We start from the raw sequence: 15,643 nt of genomic DNA, 5'->3' as shown, positions 1-15,643 counted from the left end.
ATACTATCGGGTGATCTGGTTGATCACCCCTGCCTGTTGTGGCGTGCGGCGGCCGAACCAACTGCTGATCCAACGGCGTTCCGGCGTCTCGATTTCCATGGTCTGCTCGGCCCCGCCCGCGACGATGTTGGGGTTCCGTTGGAACGTTGGAGAGGCATAGAGGCAGGGATCGGCCAATAGCTGATCGAGTGCGCGGCCCTCTTCCGAAGAAAGGCTTCGTTCGAGCGTCATACGATTGGGCTCGATGTCCGCCAGCACGGATGTGGCTTCACTAATGCCGCTCGTGTGCCACTTCCCTTGCCAATCACGCACGGCAACGACGCGGGACGAGACCATGCTGTGGTGTGCCCCCGATGACCAGAACAGGATCCGGCTGCCCCCTTCGGGTAGCGGTACCTTCATTCTCTCACGAAAGGTGCGATGATCTGGCAGGCGACTGACGTGGGGTGACCAGGATACATCGACAGCCGCCGCCAATTCAGAAGCGCCGGGACAATTCGCATAAGCACGTTCGGCTGCCGCAGGGTCGAGCGCGCCGGCCTGCGCTGCGCCACGGAGAGGGCGGCCGTTCTCCCCAGCGAAACAGCCGCCCAGCATCAGCGCGGCAAACGGAAAAGTCGCGAAAACACCGCGTTTTTTTAGCACGCGATGTAATTACCTGCGACCGCGCGCTGTTACCGCCGGACCAGGAACACTCCCGCCACCACCAACGCCAGACCCGCCAGCCGCGTCAGCGTCACCGGTTCCTGCTTCAATCCAAGTAGCCCAAAATGATCCAGCGCCACTGCCATCGTCAGTTGCGCTGCCAGCGTAACGGTCAGCGTCACCGCCAGCCCGAGCCGCGGCGTGGCATAGGCCACCGCCGCCACGAACACGACGCCGTACAGCCCGCCGATCCACGCCCAGGGCGGCGCCTGTCGCACGGCAGCGAGCGGTGTGCGGTCGAACAATGCCCAGATCGCAAGCAATAGCGTCAGCCCGCCCGTGAAGGAGATCAGCGACGCGAACCACACCGATCCGGTGGCGCGCGCCAGCATCGCATTGCTCGGCGATTGCACCGCCACGCACAGGCCGGCGGCGATGGCGAACAGGAACGGCAGCAGCACCGGCATGTCGCGGCGTTATCAGCCGGACCGCAGCAGCGCCACGCCCGCGTCTCGTTCGAACAGATACAGCGCCACCCGCGCCGCCTGCCCGCGCGGGCCGGAAAGCCCGCCGTCGCGATCGATCAGCAGCCGCGCATCATCATAAGCGATCGGCAGCAGCTCGTTGAGCAGTTCCGGTGTCGCCAGCCGGAACGCCGCCTCGCCCGATTGCCGCGTGCCGAGCAATTCGCCCCCGCCGCGCAGTCGCAGATCCTCCTCCGCGATCCGGAAACCGTCATTGGTCTCGCGCATCAGCGCCAGCCGCGCGCGCGATGTCTCGCTCAACGCCGCGCCGCGCATCAGCAGGCAACGCGATTGCCCCCCGCCACGCCCCACGCGCCCGCGCAACTGATGCAGCTGCGCCAGGCCAAAGCGGTCGGCATGTTCGATCACGATCAGCGTCGCATTGGGCACGTTCACGCCCACTTCGATCACCGTCGTCGCCACCAGCACGCCAAGCTCGCCGCCGGCAAAGCGCGCCATCACCGCATCCTTCTCGGCCGGTCGCATCTTGCCATGCACCAGCCCGACGCGATCCCCGAAGCGGCCCGCCAGCGCCGCCGCGCGGGCTTCTGCGGCGGCAAGATCGCTCTTCTCGCTCTCCTCCACCAGCGGGCAGACCCAATAGGCCTGCTTGCCCTCCGCGAGGTGCCGGCCGAGCGCATTGACCACCTCGTCCAGCCGCTCCTCGCTGATGACGCGGGTCTCCACCGGCTCGCGCCCGGGCGGCATCTCGTCCAGCCGGCTCTGGTCCATCTCGCCATGCTGCGCGAGGACCAGCGTTCGCGGGATCGGCGTCGCAGTCATCGCCAGCAGATGCGGCGTCGTCCTGCCCTTGGCCGACAGCGCCAGCCGCTCCGCCACGCCGAAGCGATGCTGCTCGTCCACCACGACAAGGCTGAGGTCACGGTAATTCACCGCATCCTGAAAGATCGCGTGGGTGCCGATCAATATGTCGATCGATCCATCCGCCAGCCCCATCAGCACGCCCTCGCGCGCCCGGCCCTTGTCGCGCCCGGTCAGCACCGCGATGTTCACCGGCAGGCCGGCCAGCGTCTCGCGCAGCGTGTCGTAATGCTGGCGCGCCAGTATCTCGGTCGGCGCCAGCAGCGCGCCCTGCGCGCCCGCCTCCACCGCGATCAGCAGCGCGAGCGCCGCGACCAGCGTCTTGCCCGATCCCACGTCGCCCTGCAGCAACCGAAGCATCGGCGCGTCCTGCGCCAGGTCGCCCTCGATCTCGCGCGCCGTCCGCGCCTGTGCGCCGGTCAGCGCATAGGGCAGCCGAAGCATGTCGCGCAGCCGCCCGTCCCCCTTCAGCGCGCGACCGCCGCGTCGGCGTGTATCCTGCCGCACCAGCGACAGCGCCAGCTGGTTGGCGAAGATCTCGTCATAGGCGATCCGCGCCCGCGCCACCGCATCGGCCGGATCGGCATGGACGCGCGCCAGCGCCTCCTTCCACCCCGGCCAGTCGCGCTGTGCCAGCAGTCCCGGCTCGATCCATTCACCAAGCTCCGGCGTCCGCGCGATCGCCTGATCGACCAGCCCGCCCACGCGGCGCGAAGTGATCCCTTCCGACAGGGGATAGACTGCCTCGCGCTCGCGGAAGCTGTCCTCCCCGTCGACGATCTCGGGGTGGATGATCTGCAAGTCCTGGCCGTATGTCTCCAGCTTGCCCGAGACGCGCACCGGCTCGCCCACGGTATAGAGCTTGCGCACCATCCCGCTCGATCGCCCGAAATAGACGAGGCTGACGATGTTGCCGTAGCCGTCCGCCGCCTGCACCCGCGTCGGGCCGCGGGGGGAGGAGGAGACGCGGATGTCGCGCACCGTCAGCGTGACCGCGATCGTGCGTCCCGCATCCTGCGCCATCAGCTCATCTCGCGGCAGCCGGTCGATCCAGCCGCTGGGCAAATGGAACAGCACGTCCACCACCCGCGCCAGCCCCAGCCGGTCAAGCGGCTTGGCCAGCCCTGCCCCGACGCCCTTTAGCGCGGTGACTTCGGCGAACAGTGGATTGAGGATATCGGGTCGCATGACTATCTCTTGCGCCACGCCTAGCCGTTCGCATCGATCCTGTCAGGCGAGCGGGTGAATAATCGTAGCCGACCGTGCGAAACCACGGCCGGCCAAGTGTCGTTGGAGCCCTGATGGATCACGAAACTCGTTTGCGGCGCACCCGCTTCCGCGCCTGGCACCGGGGCACGCGCGAGGCCGATTTCATGATTGGCGGCTTCTTCGATGCGCATCACGCCAGCTGGTCCGAGGAGCAGCTGCAATGGTTCGAACGCCTGCTGGAGGAGCAGGACGTGGACATCATGGGCTGGGCGATCGGCTCCATCCCCTGCCCGCCTGAATGGGAAGGCGAGATGATGCAGACGATGCGCCGCGTCGATTTCGCGCTCGCTACCCCCGGCAGCCAGCCCGGCGCCTGACCCGCCCCCACCTGCCGCCGCCCGATACGAACGGACCCGCATTTGCCCGATCTGAAGACGATTCTCTCCGCCACGACGCCGCTCACCCTCTCGGGCGTGCCGACCGGCTTCCTGCCGAGCCTCCTTGCCGATCTCGCCCGCGCGGCCAAGACCCGCGCAGTGTTCATCGCGCCGGACGAGGCGGCGATGCGCGCGATCGCGGGCACCGCGCGCTTCTTCGCGCCGGAGATCGAGATCGTCGAATATCCGGCCTGGGATTGCCTTCCCTATGACCGCGCCTCGCCCTCCTTGCGCGTCATGGCTGAGCGGATCGGCGCGCTCCACAAGCTGCAGGCTACGCCCAAGGCGCCGCAGCTCGTCCTCACCACCGTCAACGCCGCCACCCAGCGCACGCTCACCCCGTTCCGCATCCGCCAGCTCGTCGCGAACCTGAAGCCGGGTGAGCGGATCGCGCGCGACAAGCTCGCCGCGCTGCTCTCCGCCAACGGCTATGTCCGCACCGATACGGTGCACGACGCCGGCGAATATGCCGTGCGCGGCGGCCTCGTCGACCTGTTCCCCTCGGGCGAGACGCAGGCGCTGCGGCTCGATTTCTTCGGCGACGAGATCGAGAGCGTGCGCACCTTCGATCCCGCCGACCAGCGCACCACCGGCAAGATCCCCGGCTTCACCCTCCTCCCCGCCTCCGAGGCGCTGCTGGACGAGGAAAGCATCAAGCGCTTCCGCAGCCGCTATCGGGAAACCTTTGGCGCCACCGCCACCGGTGACCCGCTCTACCAGGCGGTCAGCGAAGGCCGCCGCCTCGCCGGCATGGAGCATTGGCTCCCGCTGTTCGAGGAGCGTCTCGAAACCCTGTTCGACCATATCGGCGAGGACGCGCTGGTCGTGCGCGACGGCGGCGTGAAGGCCGCGGGCGAGGCGCGGTTCGAGGCGGTCGCCGACTATTACGAGAACCGCAAGCGCGCCGAGGCGGCGCAGCCCGGCAGCTACCGCGCTCTTCCCGCCAAGACGCTCTACATGCCGCCCAAGGAGTGGGAGACCGCGCTCGCCACCGCGACCGCGCACGTCACCACCCCGTTCCACGAGCCCGAATCCGCCACCGTCGTGGACTTCGGCGTCGACGGCCCGCGCGATTTCGCGCCCGAGCGCGCCGCCAGCACCAACGTCTACGAAGCGGTGGTCGATCACCTCCAGAAGCTGCGCAAGGAGGGGCGCACTCCCGTCCTCGCCAGCTATTCCGCCGGGGCGCGCGATCGCCTCGGCAATCTCCTCAAGGATCACGGCCTCACCGGCGCGAAGCCGGTCGAGACGTGGCAGGGCGCGCAGGGCGTCGGCGAGACGCAGGTCGCGCTCATCGTCCTGCCGCTCGATCACGGCTTCACCGCGCCCAAGGTCGCCGTCCTCACCGAACAGGACATGCTGGGCGACCGGCTGATCCGCCGCGCCAAGCGCCGCAAGTCGGCCGACGCCTTCCTGGCCGAGCTCGCCACGCTCTCGCCCGGCGATCTCGTCGTCCACACCGATCACGGCATCGGCCGCTACGTCGGGCTCACCCAGGTGCCCGTCGCCAAGGCGCCGCACGATTGCGTGCAGCTGGAATATGCCGGCGGCGACAAGCTCTACGTGCCGGTCGAGAACCTCGAGGTCCTCTCGCGCTACGGCGCCGGCGAGGAAGGCGCCACGCTGGACCGGCTCGGCGGCGAGGCATGGCAGCGTCGCAAGTCGAAGATGAAGGAGCGCATCCGCGAAATCGCGGGTGATCTCATCGCCACCGCGGCGCTGCGCGCGCTGCGCCACGGCGAGGTCGCGGCGCCCGACGCCAGCGGCTATCCCAGCTTCGTCGATCGCTTCCCCTATCAGGAAACCGACGATCAGGATCGCGCGATCGAGGAAACGCTCGCCGATCTCTCGGCCGGCAAGCCGATGGACCGGCTCATCGTCGGCGACGTCGGCTTCGGCAAGACGGAGGTCGCGCTGCGCGCCGCCTTCGTCGCGGCGATGGCCGGCATGCAGGTCGCGGTCGTCTGCCCGACGACGCTGCTCGCCCGCCAGCACCACCTCAACTTCACCCAGCGCTTCGAAGGCTATCCGATCGAGATCGGCCGCCTCTCCCGCCTCGTCCCCGCGGCGGAGGCGAAGCGCGTCAAGGAAGGCCTCGCCAGCGGCACGATCGACATCGTCGTCGGCACCCACGCGCTCCTCGCCAGGAACGTCGATTTCAAGCGCCTCGGCCTCGTCATCGTCGACGAGGAGCAGCGCTTCGGCGTCACCCACAAGGAACGGCTGAAGGCGCTGAAGGCGGACGTCCACGTCCTCACCCTCACCGCCACGCCCATCCCGCGCACGCTGCAGATGGCGATGAGCGGCCTGCGCGAGCTCTCCGTGATCCAGACGCCGCCGGTCGATCGACTCGCGGTGCGCACCTATGTCATGCCCTGGGATCCGGTCGTCCTGCGCGAGGCGCTGCTGCGCGAACATTATCGCGGCGGCCAGAGCTTCCTCGTCACCCCGCGCATCGCCGATCTGCCCGACATCGAGGAATTCCTGCGCAAGGAAGTGCCCGAGGTCCGCTACGTCATCGCGCACGGCCAGATGGCGCCGACCGAGGTGGAGGAGCGCATGTCCGCCTTCGTCGAGAAGAAGTTCGAGGTGCTCATCTCCACCTCGATCATCGAAAGCGGCATCGACATCCCGTCCGCCAACACGCTGATCGTCAACCGCGCCGATCGCTTCGGCCTGGCGCAGCTATACCAGCTGCGCGGCCGCGTCGGCCGGTCGAAGACGCGCGCCTACGCCTATATGGTCACGCCGCCCGAACGGCAGATGACGGATGCGGCGGAAAAGCGCCTCAAGGTCCTCTCCGATCTCGACAGCCTCGGCGCCGGCTTCCAGCTCGCCAGCCACGATCTCGACATCCGCGGCGCCGGCAACCTGCTGGGCGACGAACAGTCCGGCCATATCAAGGAAGTCGGCTACGAACTCTACCAGTCGATGCTGGAGGAAGCGATCATGGACGCGCGCGCCGGCGGCCTCGCCAACCGCCCGCGCGATTTCTCGCCGCAAATCACCGTCGATGCGCCGATCCTCATCCCGGAGGATTACGTGCCCGATCTCGATCTGCGCATGGGCCTGTACCGCCGCCTCAACGATCTCGACACGAAGCCCGATCTGGATGCCTTCGCCGCCGAGATGATCGACCGCTTCGGCCCCCTGCCGGAGGCGACCGACAATCTCGTCAAGGTGATCGAGATCAAGCTGAACGCCAAGAAGGCCTGCGTCGCGAAGATGGACGTCGGCCCCAAGGGCGCGCTCGTCAGCTTCCACGACGATACGCCGCCCAACGTCCCCGCGCTCCTCGCCTATGTCGAAAAGCTCGGCCCGATCGCGAAGCTGCGCCCGGATTCCAAGCTCGCCCTGACGCGCAACTGGGCGGACCCGGCCGCCCGGCTCCACGGGGCGCTGCAATTGTCGAAGGGGCTGGCGAAAGCGGCGGGCTAATACCGCCAAACCTCAACCGCCCGCCCCAATCCAACGCCTCGTCACCCCGGCCCCGAGCCGAGGGCCCGCTCCTTCTTGCCGGCGAGCCAAAGCCACTCCCCCTAACCCCGTCACCCCGGGCTCGACCCGGGGTCCCGCTGCCTGCGAAACTCACCTCACGCCCCGAACCCGTCACCCCGGGCTCGACCCGAGATCCCGCTTCCTCCTCCAAGCGTGCGAAACTCACCCCCCGCGCCAAGCCCGTCACCCCGGACTTGATCCGGGGTCCCGCTGCCTCCCCTCCCAGCCAATCACCCCAGCAGGTCGAACAGATCGATCCACTCAGGATTGCCCTGCTCGATCAGCGCGAATTTCCACTCCCGCCGCCAGCGCTTCAGCCGCTTCTCCTGCGCAATCCCGTCCAGCACAGAGCCGGCCCGGTCCGCCCAGACGAGCCGGTCCAGCCCGTATCGCCGACAGAAATCGGACCCGTCCCCACTACGATGCTGCTGAACACGCGCCGCCAGATGCGTGGTAATGCCAACATAGATGGCGCCCCGATAGCGATCGGCCATCATGTAAACCCATGCGCCGGCACCCTCTTCCATAAGTCGAAAAGAGAAGAAGCGGGATCCCGGGTCAAGCCCGGGATGACGGACGTTCAAGCAAACTTGCGATGATCTAGGACAAGTGTCATCGTGAAGCTAACTTGCTAGTCTCCGTCACCGGTGCTGACAGTGAACATTTTTAGCTCGCAAGGGTCTGGAGAAGCCGGATTAGAAGATAGACCGAAGATACTAGGCCGACGAGGAGTACGGCGGTTGCACCTCTAAGGAACCACGTTGGCCAGATACGTTGAGGCCCCATAGCTATTTCTTTACCTTCACATTCATCGCAGCGCACCGCGGTCATCGCCGGCAGGTCGGCGTTGATAGCCATTATGTTGATAGTGGTCTGCTCTTTCGGAGCCAAGCTATCGAATTTGATAGAATACCGATTGAAGGCGCTATCTATTTCGGAGAACGCTCTAGCAGGAAACACGTTCATGATGCGTGGCTTCCAGTTGAACGCAACCTCAAGACCTCGCGCCGGATTTAACCCGCTGTTTACCACTACGATGGATGCCATTTTGACGATCTGATTTGGCGATATGACGTTCTTCTGCTCGTCCAATAAAGGCTCATCCACGAGTATACTGGACGAATGGTGGATGCTGAAGTTTACCTTCGGCCGTAGCCGCATAGCTCGGGCAACCAACGCACCGAATATTACTGTAACCAAGCTCCACAGCTGAACCTGATATGGGCTAACAGCACTCCAGATCGTGGTCATCGAAACTCTCGCCCCCGCAAAGTGATGGCAACGAAAGTGCAATTCGGTACCAAGAGCAAGCGGCAGAAAATCAATGGTGATAAATAAATCACAGATCCTGCGGGAGGATCAATCGGATGAAATATGTAACTGCGTAACGGACAGATCGTGCCGGGCGCTACGATCTCGACAGCCTAGCTCAATTCGCGTCATCCCGCGTGGCTAGCCCCATCTCATAGACTACCGCCAAGTTTGCTAGAGCGCATCCCCATCACCAGCCCTACAACCACCAGCACCGCCGCCACGGCCGCCGCGCCCGCCACCAGCGTCGCCTCCTGCCCGCCGGCCGCGAAGATCGCCGCCAGCGCCCACAGGAACACAACCGCATAAGGCAGATTGCCGCGCCCGCGGATCAGCGCGGTCGCCGCGATCACGCCGGCCACCACCACCACGGCGGCCGCGATCATCGGTGCCGCCGCGCCGCCCTCCACGTCGTGGAAGCGCAGGCTCGCAGCGATGTTCACTGTCGTCGCCACCGTCAGCCACGCGGTCAGCGCGCTCAGCGGCACATAGGCGAGCCAGCGTTCGCCGGTGCTGAGCCGCCCGCTGCCGACCTGCCCATTGCCAAGCCGCCCGCTCACGAACACGCGATAGATGGCGACAAGGCACGCCAGCGTCAGGATGATGATCGCGGAGGAAATCGCGCTCAGCCCGAACACCTGGGTGTACGCCGCCCACAGGCCGTTGCCGAGGAACGCGCCCGCCGCCGGCCAGCGGATGCGCGCGAGCAGCGGATTGTCACGCTGTGCCGGCAGCAGCTGGTAGATCGCAAACAACGTCGACCCGAGATACAACAGCCCCCAGATCGAAAATGCCCAGCCCGCCGGTGTGATCAGCGTGCGCACCGTATCGGATTGGTCGCCGATCGGCCTCCCCACCCCCAGTTGCGGCAGCAGCGGCGTCAGGATCTGGAACGCAGCCGCCAGCAGCACGGCGATGGAAGCGGCGTTCAACGTGCCGCCGGCGGGGGAGTGGATGCGGGTTGCCATTGGCGCTGAACGCCCGTCCTGCCGGCCCGGTTCATCGCCGCGCCGCCCCATGCACCCGCCCCTTCCGCCGCCCGGCGGCGCGCCTACCGGCCAGCCCGTCGCACGGCCGATCCCGGCAGCCCCCCGGCGCCGATCCGCCTTCCTGTCCTACATGCCCGCCGGGGCGTATGATCCGCGCCATGATCCACGCCCCGCCCTACCCCGCGAATGTTGAGGCTGTTGGAAAAAAACGCGCTATCGCCTCAACTTCCTCAACATTCGCGAGCAGGCATTTTTTGAGAAGCGCGGTTTTCCGCCGTTTGTCACAGGCACGTTCCTTTTCGCACCCGGCCCGCCTAAACGCCCCTCCATGACTTACGACATCCACGTCATTGGCGGCGGCCTCGCCGGTAGCGAAGCCGCGTGGCAGCTCGCCGAAGCCGGCTTCAAGGTCCGCCTTTCCGAAATGCGCGGCTCGGGGGAGAACACCCCGGCGCATCACACCGATCATCTGGCGGAGCTCGTCTGCTCCAACAGCTTCCGGTCGGACGATGCCGAAAGCAACGCCGTCGGCCTCATCCACCAGGAAATGCGCGCGCTTGGCTCGCTGATCCTGCGGGAGGGGGATGCGCACAAGGTGCCGGCCGGCTCCGCGCTGGCGGTGGATCGCGATGGCTTTTCCGCCGGCGTCACCGCCGCGCTCGCCGCGCATCCCAATGTCACGATCTCGCGCGAGCGGGTCGATGCATTGCCGGAAGGGCCCGCGATCATCGCCACCGGGCCGCTGACGGCGCCGGGCCTGTCGCAGGCGATCGCCAGTGAGACGGGGAAGGACGCGCTCGCCTTCTTCGATGCGATCGCGCCGATCGTGTACCGCGATTCGATCGACATGGAGAAAGCGTGGTTCCAGTCCCGCTGGAACAAGGGTGATGGCACCGATTACATCAACTGCCCGCTCAATCGGGAGCAGTATGAGGCGTTCGTCGAAGGGCTGCTCGCCGGCGAGAAGAGCGTGCCGCGCGAATGGGAGAACGTGCCCTATTTCGAAGGCTGCATGCCGATCGAGGTGATGGCGGAGCGCGGGCGCGAGACGCTGCGCTTCGGCCCGATGAAGGGCGTCGGCCTCGATGATCCGCGCACCGCGACGCCGGATCATCCCAATGGCCGCTGGCCTTATGCCTGCGTCCAGCTGCGGCAGGATAATGCCGCGGGCACCCTGTGGAACATCGTCGGGTTCCAGACGAAGCTGAAGCATGCCGAACAGGTGCGCCTGTTCCGCACCATCCCGGGACTGGAAAAGGCGGAGTTCGCCCGGCTCGGCGGCCTCCACCGCAACACCTTCTTGCGCTCGCCTGAGCTGCTCGATCCCGAACTGCGGCTGAAATCGCGTCCGAACGTCCGCTTCGCCGGGCAGATCACCGGCTGCGAAGGCTATGTCGAAAGCGCCGCGATCGGGCTCCTGGCCGGCCGCTTCGCGGCGGCCGAGCTTGGCGGCCGCCCGATGACGCCCCCGCCGGTGGAAACCGCGCTCGGTGCGCTGTTGAACCACATCACCGGCGCCGCGGTGGCGGAAACGTATCAGCCGATGAACGTCAATTTCGGCCTCTTCCCGCCGATCGAGGGGCGCACGAAGAAAGCGGATCGCAAGAAGATGTACACCGACCGCGCCCGTAAAGCGCTTGGGCAGTGGCTAGAGGGCTGACCACCGCTCACCTGCGCCGGTTCGGCAATGCTGCACCGGCGTCGGCGGCCATATGGCCTCAGTCATCCTCCCCGGCGCCCGCGGTCGGGCACAGGCACTTCGGCTTGGTCTTCGCCTTGCGTTTCACCGCGGTGGTGGCGAACTCCGCGCGGTCCATCGCGGCGGATTTGTCGCGATCCGCGGCGGTGAACTTGCCGATCGACTTCGCTGCCCACTCCTCGAACGAAAGCCGCCCGTCGCCATTCACGTCTAGCTTGGCAAAGGCCTTGCGACGACTCGCGAGATACTCCTCGCGCGTGATCCGCTCGTCCCGATCCTTGTCGTAGCGGTCGAACCGCTTTTCTTCCCGCGTCCGCTCGCTTGCTTCAGGCACCGGCGCTTCCGGAGCAGCCCCTTGCTGCGCCTGGTTCGTCGTCACCGCCGGCGGCATCGGGGGCAAAACGGGCTCGGTGCGCGCCCGGCCAGAAAACAGCGTCCACCCGGCAGCCACCATCAACAGTGCTGCAAGTCCCCCCGCCAGATATCGCCACATGCCCCGCTCTCCCCCACGCGGCATGCTAGCGGCTCCGGCCGAACCGGCAAGCCTAGCGGCCGCTCATCCGGTGCCAGGCCAGGCGGAGCACCCTCAGCGGCGCGCCCGCGGCCTTCTCGCCGAGAAGATCGGCCTGGGCCACATGGACCAACGCGCCTAGAAAACGTCCGGCCGGGCTCCACCGCTGCGCCGCGGCGCGTTGCAGAAGGGGCCGCGCCAACGCACCCGCGCGCGCGGAAAGACCGGCATCCACCGTGAGGCGCGACAGATCGGCGAGCGCCCATCCCCTAGCCGCCGCAACTACGTCGTCCTGCGCCCTGGCAAGGCGCGCCGCCTCTGCGAACAGAATGCCGCGCTCCTCGCTGAAAGCGGACAGCGCCTCATCATCGGGTGCCGCAAGCAACCGTTCCCAACCGACCTCCATTTGCGCAAGCGCAGCGCCATTAGCCTGCGCCTCGGAAAGCGCCCGCAGGATCGGCTGAGCAGGCGGCCGCCCGGTGCCAAGCGCCGACAGCGCCTCGTGCCACCACGTCAGTCGCAGTTGCGCCACCATCGGGTCGCGCGTCCCCATCGCAAGCTTCGCCAGCGTCGCATCCAGAGCAAAGAGCGCCACGATTCCGTCGTGGGCCGCAAGAGGCGCGTAGCCGAGCGCGAGCGCGCGCTCCGGATGGCCGGCAGCAGGGTCGATCCCGAAGGTTTGCGTGTCGTTAACCATGTCGTTTGAGGCGGGCTTAGCGGCTCCTGCGGCAATGCGCATCGTGAAGACGACTATGGTCATGCAGGGTTCGAAGCGAGTGGAAAACAACGGAGCCGCGCACTTTCTCGGGAGGCTGCGGCGCGATGTCAGAGGCAATACGCTTGCCATGATGGCGGCGTTCCTCATCCCGCTTGCGGCCTTCACCGGGTCGGCGGTGGATGTCGGCCGCATGTACCTGGTTAAGATCCGACTCCAGCAGGCCTGCGACGCCGGCGTTCTGGCGGGCCGCAAGTTCATGGCCGACAGCACCAGCAGCACCCTCGACGCTAACGCGATAACTCAGGCGCGGGCCTTTTTCGCCAGCAACTTCCCGAGCGGCATCATGGGTACGCCGGCCTATACCAACACCACCAATCCCTATCCGTTCATCCCCACCAAGACGGCCGACAACCAGGTCGCCGGCACCGCGACGACGCTGGTGCCGATGACGATCATGACGATGTTCGGCGCCCCGACCCAGCCGCTGACAGTGACGTGCGAGGCGCGGTTTGACATCGCCGATACCGACATCATGTTCGTGCTGGACACCACCGGTTCGATGGCGTGCCTGCCTACCGACACGAGCTGCAGCCAGCCTGCCCAAAGCTATCAGCGGCCAGACAATTCGGGAATAGCTTTCGGTTGGGTAGAGAAAAGTGGCTCGGCGATATCGGGACTGAGAACAGCCGTTCTGAATTTCTATGACACGATGGCAGCCAACATCGATACAAGAACGAAGGTTCGATACGGCTTCGTTACCTACACCTCGACAGTGAATGTTGGCTCTGTGCTTCCCGCTGGCTCCTTGGTTAGCCAAGCTAATTATCAGTCGCGACAGCTAAATGGAGAGAGTGTCATAAATACGGTTGGCCCACAGTATGTTCAGGAAGGCTACAACAACTGCATGGCGCGCGCTGGTCGCAGCCCTTCGGATGGCTTTTCTACAAACGGGCTAGCTACACGAACATACACGAACTGGGCGTCGGGCTACTGCACGATCTACAGGCAGAACCTCAAGCCGAATTGGCGTTATAGCCAAACTCAGCGCGACGTTAGAGCGTTCGGACGTGGCGAGTGGGTCACGGATCCTACCAAGGTTACGGGGGCTATGGTCAAGTGGCAAGGTTGTATCGAGGAGCGGAGCACCAACGCGGGTGCGACGTCATTCGATACTGATAACCTGCCTCCTGATCTTGACCCAGATCTCCGGCCAACGACTGAAGACACACGGTGGGTACCTTTGTGGCCAGACGTAACATACTACCGGCCAGGCCCGTATCCCGTTGATTATTCTGGTTCGGGGACAAATCCGTACGGAGATTTTGCCTTATATAGTCAAAGTGGTGGCACCAATTATACCAATGTCTCGCCCGACGCCGGAACTGGATGGTCGAGAAACCTAGACTCAGGCTTCCACACTTGCGGCAAGCCTGTTCAACTTCTGAAAGAGATGAGCAGGGCTGACGTCTCGAACTACGTGAACGCAACTGATTTTCGAGCCATCGGTGGCACCTATCATGACGTGGGCATGATCTGGGGGCTGCGCCTGATCTCGCCTACGGGCCTGTTCGCCAGTTACACCGCGGCTCATCCGGGACGACAATCGCCGAACAGATATATCGTCTTCATGACCGATGGCGAAATGGCACCGGATGATCGTGTCTATGGCATGTACGGAATCGAGAGGCTGGACGACCGAATTTCTGGCGGATCGGGGGATCTGAAAAACTACCATAACAAGCGATTCGTGGCGGTCTGCTCCGCCGCCAAGGAGCGCGGCATTACCGTGTTCGTCGTCGGGTTTGGCCAAACCTTGAACAACGAACTCACTGCCTGCGCCTCGCAGGGTCAAGCGTACTACGCCCGCGACAACGCCGCACTAACCGCCGCTTTCCAGTCGATCGCCAAGCAAGTCGCCTTGCTCCGGATCTCGAAATGAGGCTGGCAAGGCGTCTTGCGACCGATCGCCGCGGTGTCACCATTGTCGAGTTCGCGCTTGTCGCGCCCGTAATGTGCCTGATGATGATGGGACTCGGCGACATGCTGTATCAGATGTACGCCAAGGAGCTGCTCGACGGCGCGCTCCAAAAGGCGGCACGCGACTCCGCAATCCAGGGCGGCGGTCAGCAGACCGCAGAAATCGATGGCGAGGTGATGGACATGATGGGCGCCATCATGTCGCGCCCAACCGCCTCGTGTGCCACCACGCCAGTCGCGGGCACCTATTGCGCCATCCGCCGTAACTTTGCCGTCTTCTCCGCCGCCGGTCCGGAGCCGTTCAACGACGACAATGCCAACGGGCAGCGGGATGCGGGTGAATGCTATCAGGATCTGAACAACAACGGCAACTGGGATGCCGTGGGCGGCACGGGGACGGCCGGTCAGGGCACGGCCAACGACGTGACGCTCTACACAATCAAGATTACCTACACGCGCATCTTTCCCGTACCACAGTTGCTCGGGTGGAGCCCGAACAACACCATCGCGGCGCAGGCCCTGCTGAAGAACCAGCCATACGCCTCCCGGCCGGAACCCACCATCACATGGAAATGTTCGTGATCTTTCCCGCCTTGCTGCGCCGGCTCGCCCGCGACAGTCGCGGGGCCGCGCTAATGGAATTCGCTTTCGCCACGCCACTGGTGCTCGCGCTCGGCCTCTATGGCGTGGAGATCGGCAATCAGGCGCTCACCCACATGCGGCTCAGCCAAATCGCGCTCAACCTAGCCGACAATGCGTCGCGCATGGGCCTGATCGGCAACAACAATGTCGAGACGATGCGCGAAGGCGACATGAACGACATGCTGCAGGCCGCACGATTGCAGGGCGAAGGAATCAATCTGACGAAAAATGGCCGGATCATCGTCTCCAGCCTGGAGAACGTCCAGCAAAGCTACGACAACGCGCCTGTCCAGCGCATTCATTGGCAGCGCTGCATCGGCATGCAGCGCGGCACCGGCTTTGATTCCGAATATTCCACTAGCACCAATGCCGGCACCACGTCGACAATGACGGATTCGGGCACCGCGATGCCCGGCGGCATGGGGCCGACCGGCTCGAAGGTGAACGCACCACCCAATTCAGCGGTGATGTATGTGGAGGTAAATTACCTCTATGAGCCGATCGTCACCCAATGGCTGAGCAGCCCGTTCCGCATGCAATATCGCGCGTCTATGATCGTCCGAAACAACCGCGACTATCGCCAGATCTACAATCCATCGTCCTACGCGCGCCGATCGACCTGCAACCTTTACACGAGCTAAGCATCGCCGCCCCGACGCGC

14 protein-coding genes are annotated in these 15,643 nt (G+C 65.3%); 6 read left to right on the top strand and 8 right to left on the bottom strand.

The window, feature by feature from the left end:
* Positions 1 to 3: 3 nt before the first annotated feature.
* The 3 genes from LK535_RS00720 to recG form a co-directional block, all read right to left on the bottom strand.
* Complete coding sequence (locus LK535_RS00720) at positions 4 to 258, bottom strand: hypothetical protein (protein WP_227769989.1); 255 nt, start codon at positions 256 to 258, stop codon at positions 4 to 6.
* Between the two features lie 416 nt (positions 259 to 674).
* Positions 675 to 1,112, bottom strand: a complete 438-nt coding sequence (locus LK535_RS00715) for a DMT family transporter (RefSeq protein WP_227769988.1) — start codon at positions 1,110 to 1,112, stop codon at positions 675 to 677.
* Between the two features lie 12 nt (positions 1,113 to 1,124).
* Positions 1,125 to 3,179 carry an ATP-dependent DNA helicase RecG gene (gene recG / locus LK535_RS00710; RefSeq protein ID WP_227769987.1) on the bottom strand — a complete coding sequence of 685 codons (2,055 nt, stop codon included), beginning with the start codon at positions 3,177 to 3,179 and terminating at the stop codon, positions 1,125 to 1,127.
* A gap of 113 nt (positions 3,180 to 3,292) precedes the next feature.
* Here recG and LK535_RS00705 point away from each other — a divergent pair, with 113 nt between their 5' ends.
* Together LK535_RS00705 and mfd are read left to right on the top strand one after the other, a co-directional pair.
* On the top strand, positions 3,293 to 3,577 hold the full coding sequence (locus tag LK535_RS00705; protein ID WP_227769986.1) for a succinate dehydrogenase assembly factor 2: 285 nt from the start codon (positions 3,293 to 3,295) through the stop codon (positions 3,575 to 3,577).
* A 42-nt stretch (positions 3,578 to 3,619) separates the two neighbouring features.
* A complete protein-coding gene (gene mfd / locus LK535_RS00700; protein WP_227769985.1) occupies positions 3,620 to 7,075 on the top strand; it encodes a transcription-repair coupling factor in 3,456 nt (1,151 codons plus the stop codon).
* Positions 7,076 to 7,365: 290 nt separating this feature from the next.
* Here the strand turns inward: mfd and LK535_RS00695 are convergent, their stop codons facing one another.
* The 3 genes from LK535_RS00695 to LK535_RS00685 form a co-directional block, all read right to left on the bottom strand.
* A complete protein-coding gene (locus tag LK535_RS00695) occupies positions 7,366 to 7,629 on the bottom strand; it encodes a GIY-YIG nuclease family protein (protein WP_227769984.1) in 264 nt (87 codons plus the stop codon).
* Positions 7,630 to 7,801: 172 nt separating this feature from the next.
* Positions 7,802 to 8,386: a hypothetical protein gene (locus LK535_RS00690; protein ID WP_227769983.1), complete on the bottom strand. Its 585-nt coding sequence runs from the start codon at positions 8,384 to 8,386 to the stop codon at positions 7,802 to 7,804.
* Positions 8,387 to 8,598: 212 nt separating this feature from the next.
* Positions 8,599 to 9,465 carry a hypothetical protein gene (locus tag LK535_RS00685; protein WP_227769982.1) on the bottom strand — a complete coding sequence of 289 codons (867 nt, stop codon included), beginning with the start codon at positions 9,463 to 9,465 and terminating at the stop codon, positions 8,599 to 8,601.
* A gap of 298 nt (positions 9,466 to 9,763) precedes the next feature.
* Between LK535_RS00685 and trmFO the strand changes: the two genes are divergently transcribed.
* Complete coding sequence (trmFO, locus tag LK535_RS00680) at positions 9,764 to 11,095, top strand: methylenetetrahydrofolate--tRNA-(uracil(54)-C(5))-methyltransferase (FADH(2)-oxidizing) TrmFO (protein ID WP_227769981.1); 1,332 nt, start codon at positions 9,764 to 9,766, stop codon at positions 11,093 to 11,095.
* A 58-nt stretch (positions 11,096 to 11,153) separates the two neighbouring features.
* Here trmFO and LK535_RS00675 read toward each other — a convergent pair whose 3' ends face one another.
* Complete coding sequence (locus LK535_RS00675; RefSeq protein WP_227769980.1) at positions 11,154 to 11,627, bottom strand: EF-hand domain-containing protein; 474 nt, start codon at positions 11,625 to 11,627, stop codon at positions 11,154 to 11,156.
* Between the two features lie 52 nt (positions 11,628 to 11,679).
* Complete coding sequence (locus LK535_RS00670; RefSeq protein WP_227769979.1) at positions 11,680 to 12,405, bottom strand: squalene/phytoene synthase family protein; 726 nt, start codon at positions 12,403 to 12,405, stop codon at positions 11,680 to 11,682.
* Between LK535_RS00670 and LK535_RS00665 the strand changes: the two genes are divergently transcribed.
* The 3 genes from LK535_RS00665 to LK535_RS00655 are packed head-to-tail and all read left to right on the top strand — an operon-like array spanning position 12,377 to position 15,623.
* Positions 12,377 to 14,302 (top strand): TadE/TadG family type IV pilus assembly protein, encoded by a 1,926-nt coding sequence (locus LK535_RS00665; RefSeq protein WP_227769978.1) that lies wholly within the window; start codon positions 12,377 to 12,379, stop codon positions 14,300 to 14,302. The two genes, LK535_RS00670 and LK535_RS00665, sit on opposite strands and share 29 nt — an antisense overlap.
* The gene (locus LK535_RS00660) at positions 14,299 to 14,922 is read left to right on the top strand and encodes a TadE/TadG family type IV pilus assembly protein (protein WP_227769977.1); all 624 of its coding nucleotides are present in this window, start codon (positions 14,299 to 14,301) and stop codon (positions 14,920 to 14,922) included. The genes LK535_RS00665 and LK535_RS00660 overlap by 4 nt, the downstream gene beginning before the upstream one ends.
* On the top strand, positions 14,919 to 15,623 hold the full coding sequence (locus LK535_RS00655; protein WP_227769976.1) for a TadE/TadG family type IV pilus assembly protein: 705 nt from the start codon (positions 14,919 to 14,921) through the stop codon (positions 15,621 to 15,623). The genes LK535_RS00660 and LK535_RS00655 overlap by 4 nt, the downstream gene beginning before the upstream one ends.
* Positions 15,624 to 15,643: the final 20 nt, after the last annotated feature.

Origin of the sequence: Sphingomonas sp. IC4-52 (assembly GCF_020707225.1) — a bacterium.
Taxonomy (GTDB): domain Bacteria; phylum Pseudomonadota; class Alphaproteobacteria; order Sphingomonadales; family Sphingomonadaceae; genus Sphingomonas.
This window is presented reverse-complemented; position numbering and strand designations above follow the sequence as displayed.

Coding starts and splice junctions, on each gene's coding strand:
- LK535_RS00715 (WP_227769988.1), bottom strand. CDS start 1,112: ATGCCGGTGCTGCTGCCGTTCCTGTTCGCCATCGCCGCCGGCCTGTGC.
- recG (WP_227769987.1), bottom strand. CDS start 3,179: ATGCGACCCGATATCCTCAATCCACTGTTCGCCGAAGTCACCGCGCTA.
- LK535_RS00705 (WP_227769986.1), top strand. CDS start 3,293: ATGGATCACGAAACTCGTTTGCGGCGCACCCGCTTCCGCGCCTGGCAC.
- LK535_RS00695 (WP_227769984.1), bottom strand. CDS start 7,629: ATGGCCGATCGCTATCGGGGCGCCATCTATGTTGGCATTACCACGCAT.
- LK535_RS00690 (WP_227769983.1), bottom strand. CDS start 8,386: ATGACCACGATCTGGAGTGCTGTTAGCCCATATCAGGTTCAGCTGTGG.
- LK535_RS00685 (WP_227769982.1), bottom strand. CDS start 9,465: ATGGGGCGGCGCGGCGATGAACCGGGCCGGCAGGACGGGCGTTCAGCG.
- trmFO (WP_227769981.1), top strand. CDS start 9,764: ATGACTTACGACATCCACGTCATTGGCGGCGGCCTCGCCGGTAGCGAA.
- LK535_RS00675 (WP_227769980.1), bottom strand. CDS start 11,627: ATGTGGCGATATCTGGCGGGGGGACTTGCAGCACTGTTGATGGTGGCT.
- LK535_RS00665 (WP_227769978.1), top strand. CDS start 12,377: ATGCGCATCGTGAAGACGACTATGGTCATGCAGGGTTCGAAGCGAGTG.
- LK535_RS00670 (WP_227769979.1), bottom strand. CDS start 12,405: ATGACCATAGTCGTCTTCACGATGCGCATTGCCGCAGGAGCCGCTAAG.
- LK535_RS00660 (WP_227769977.1), top strand. CDS start 14,299: ATGAGGCTGGCAAGGCGTCTTGCGACCGATCGCCGCGGTGTCACCATT.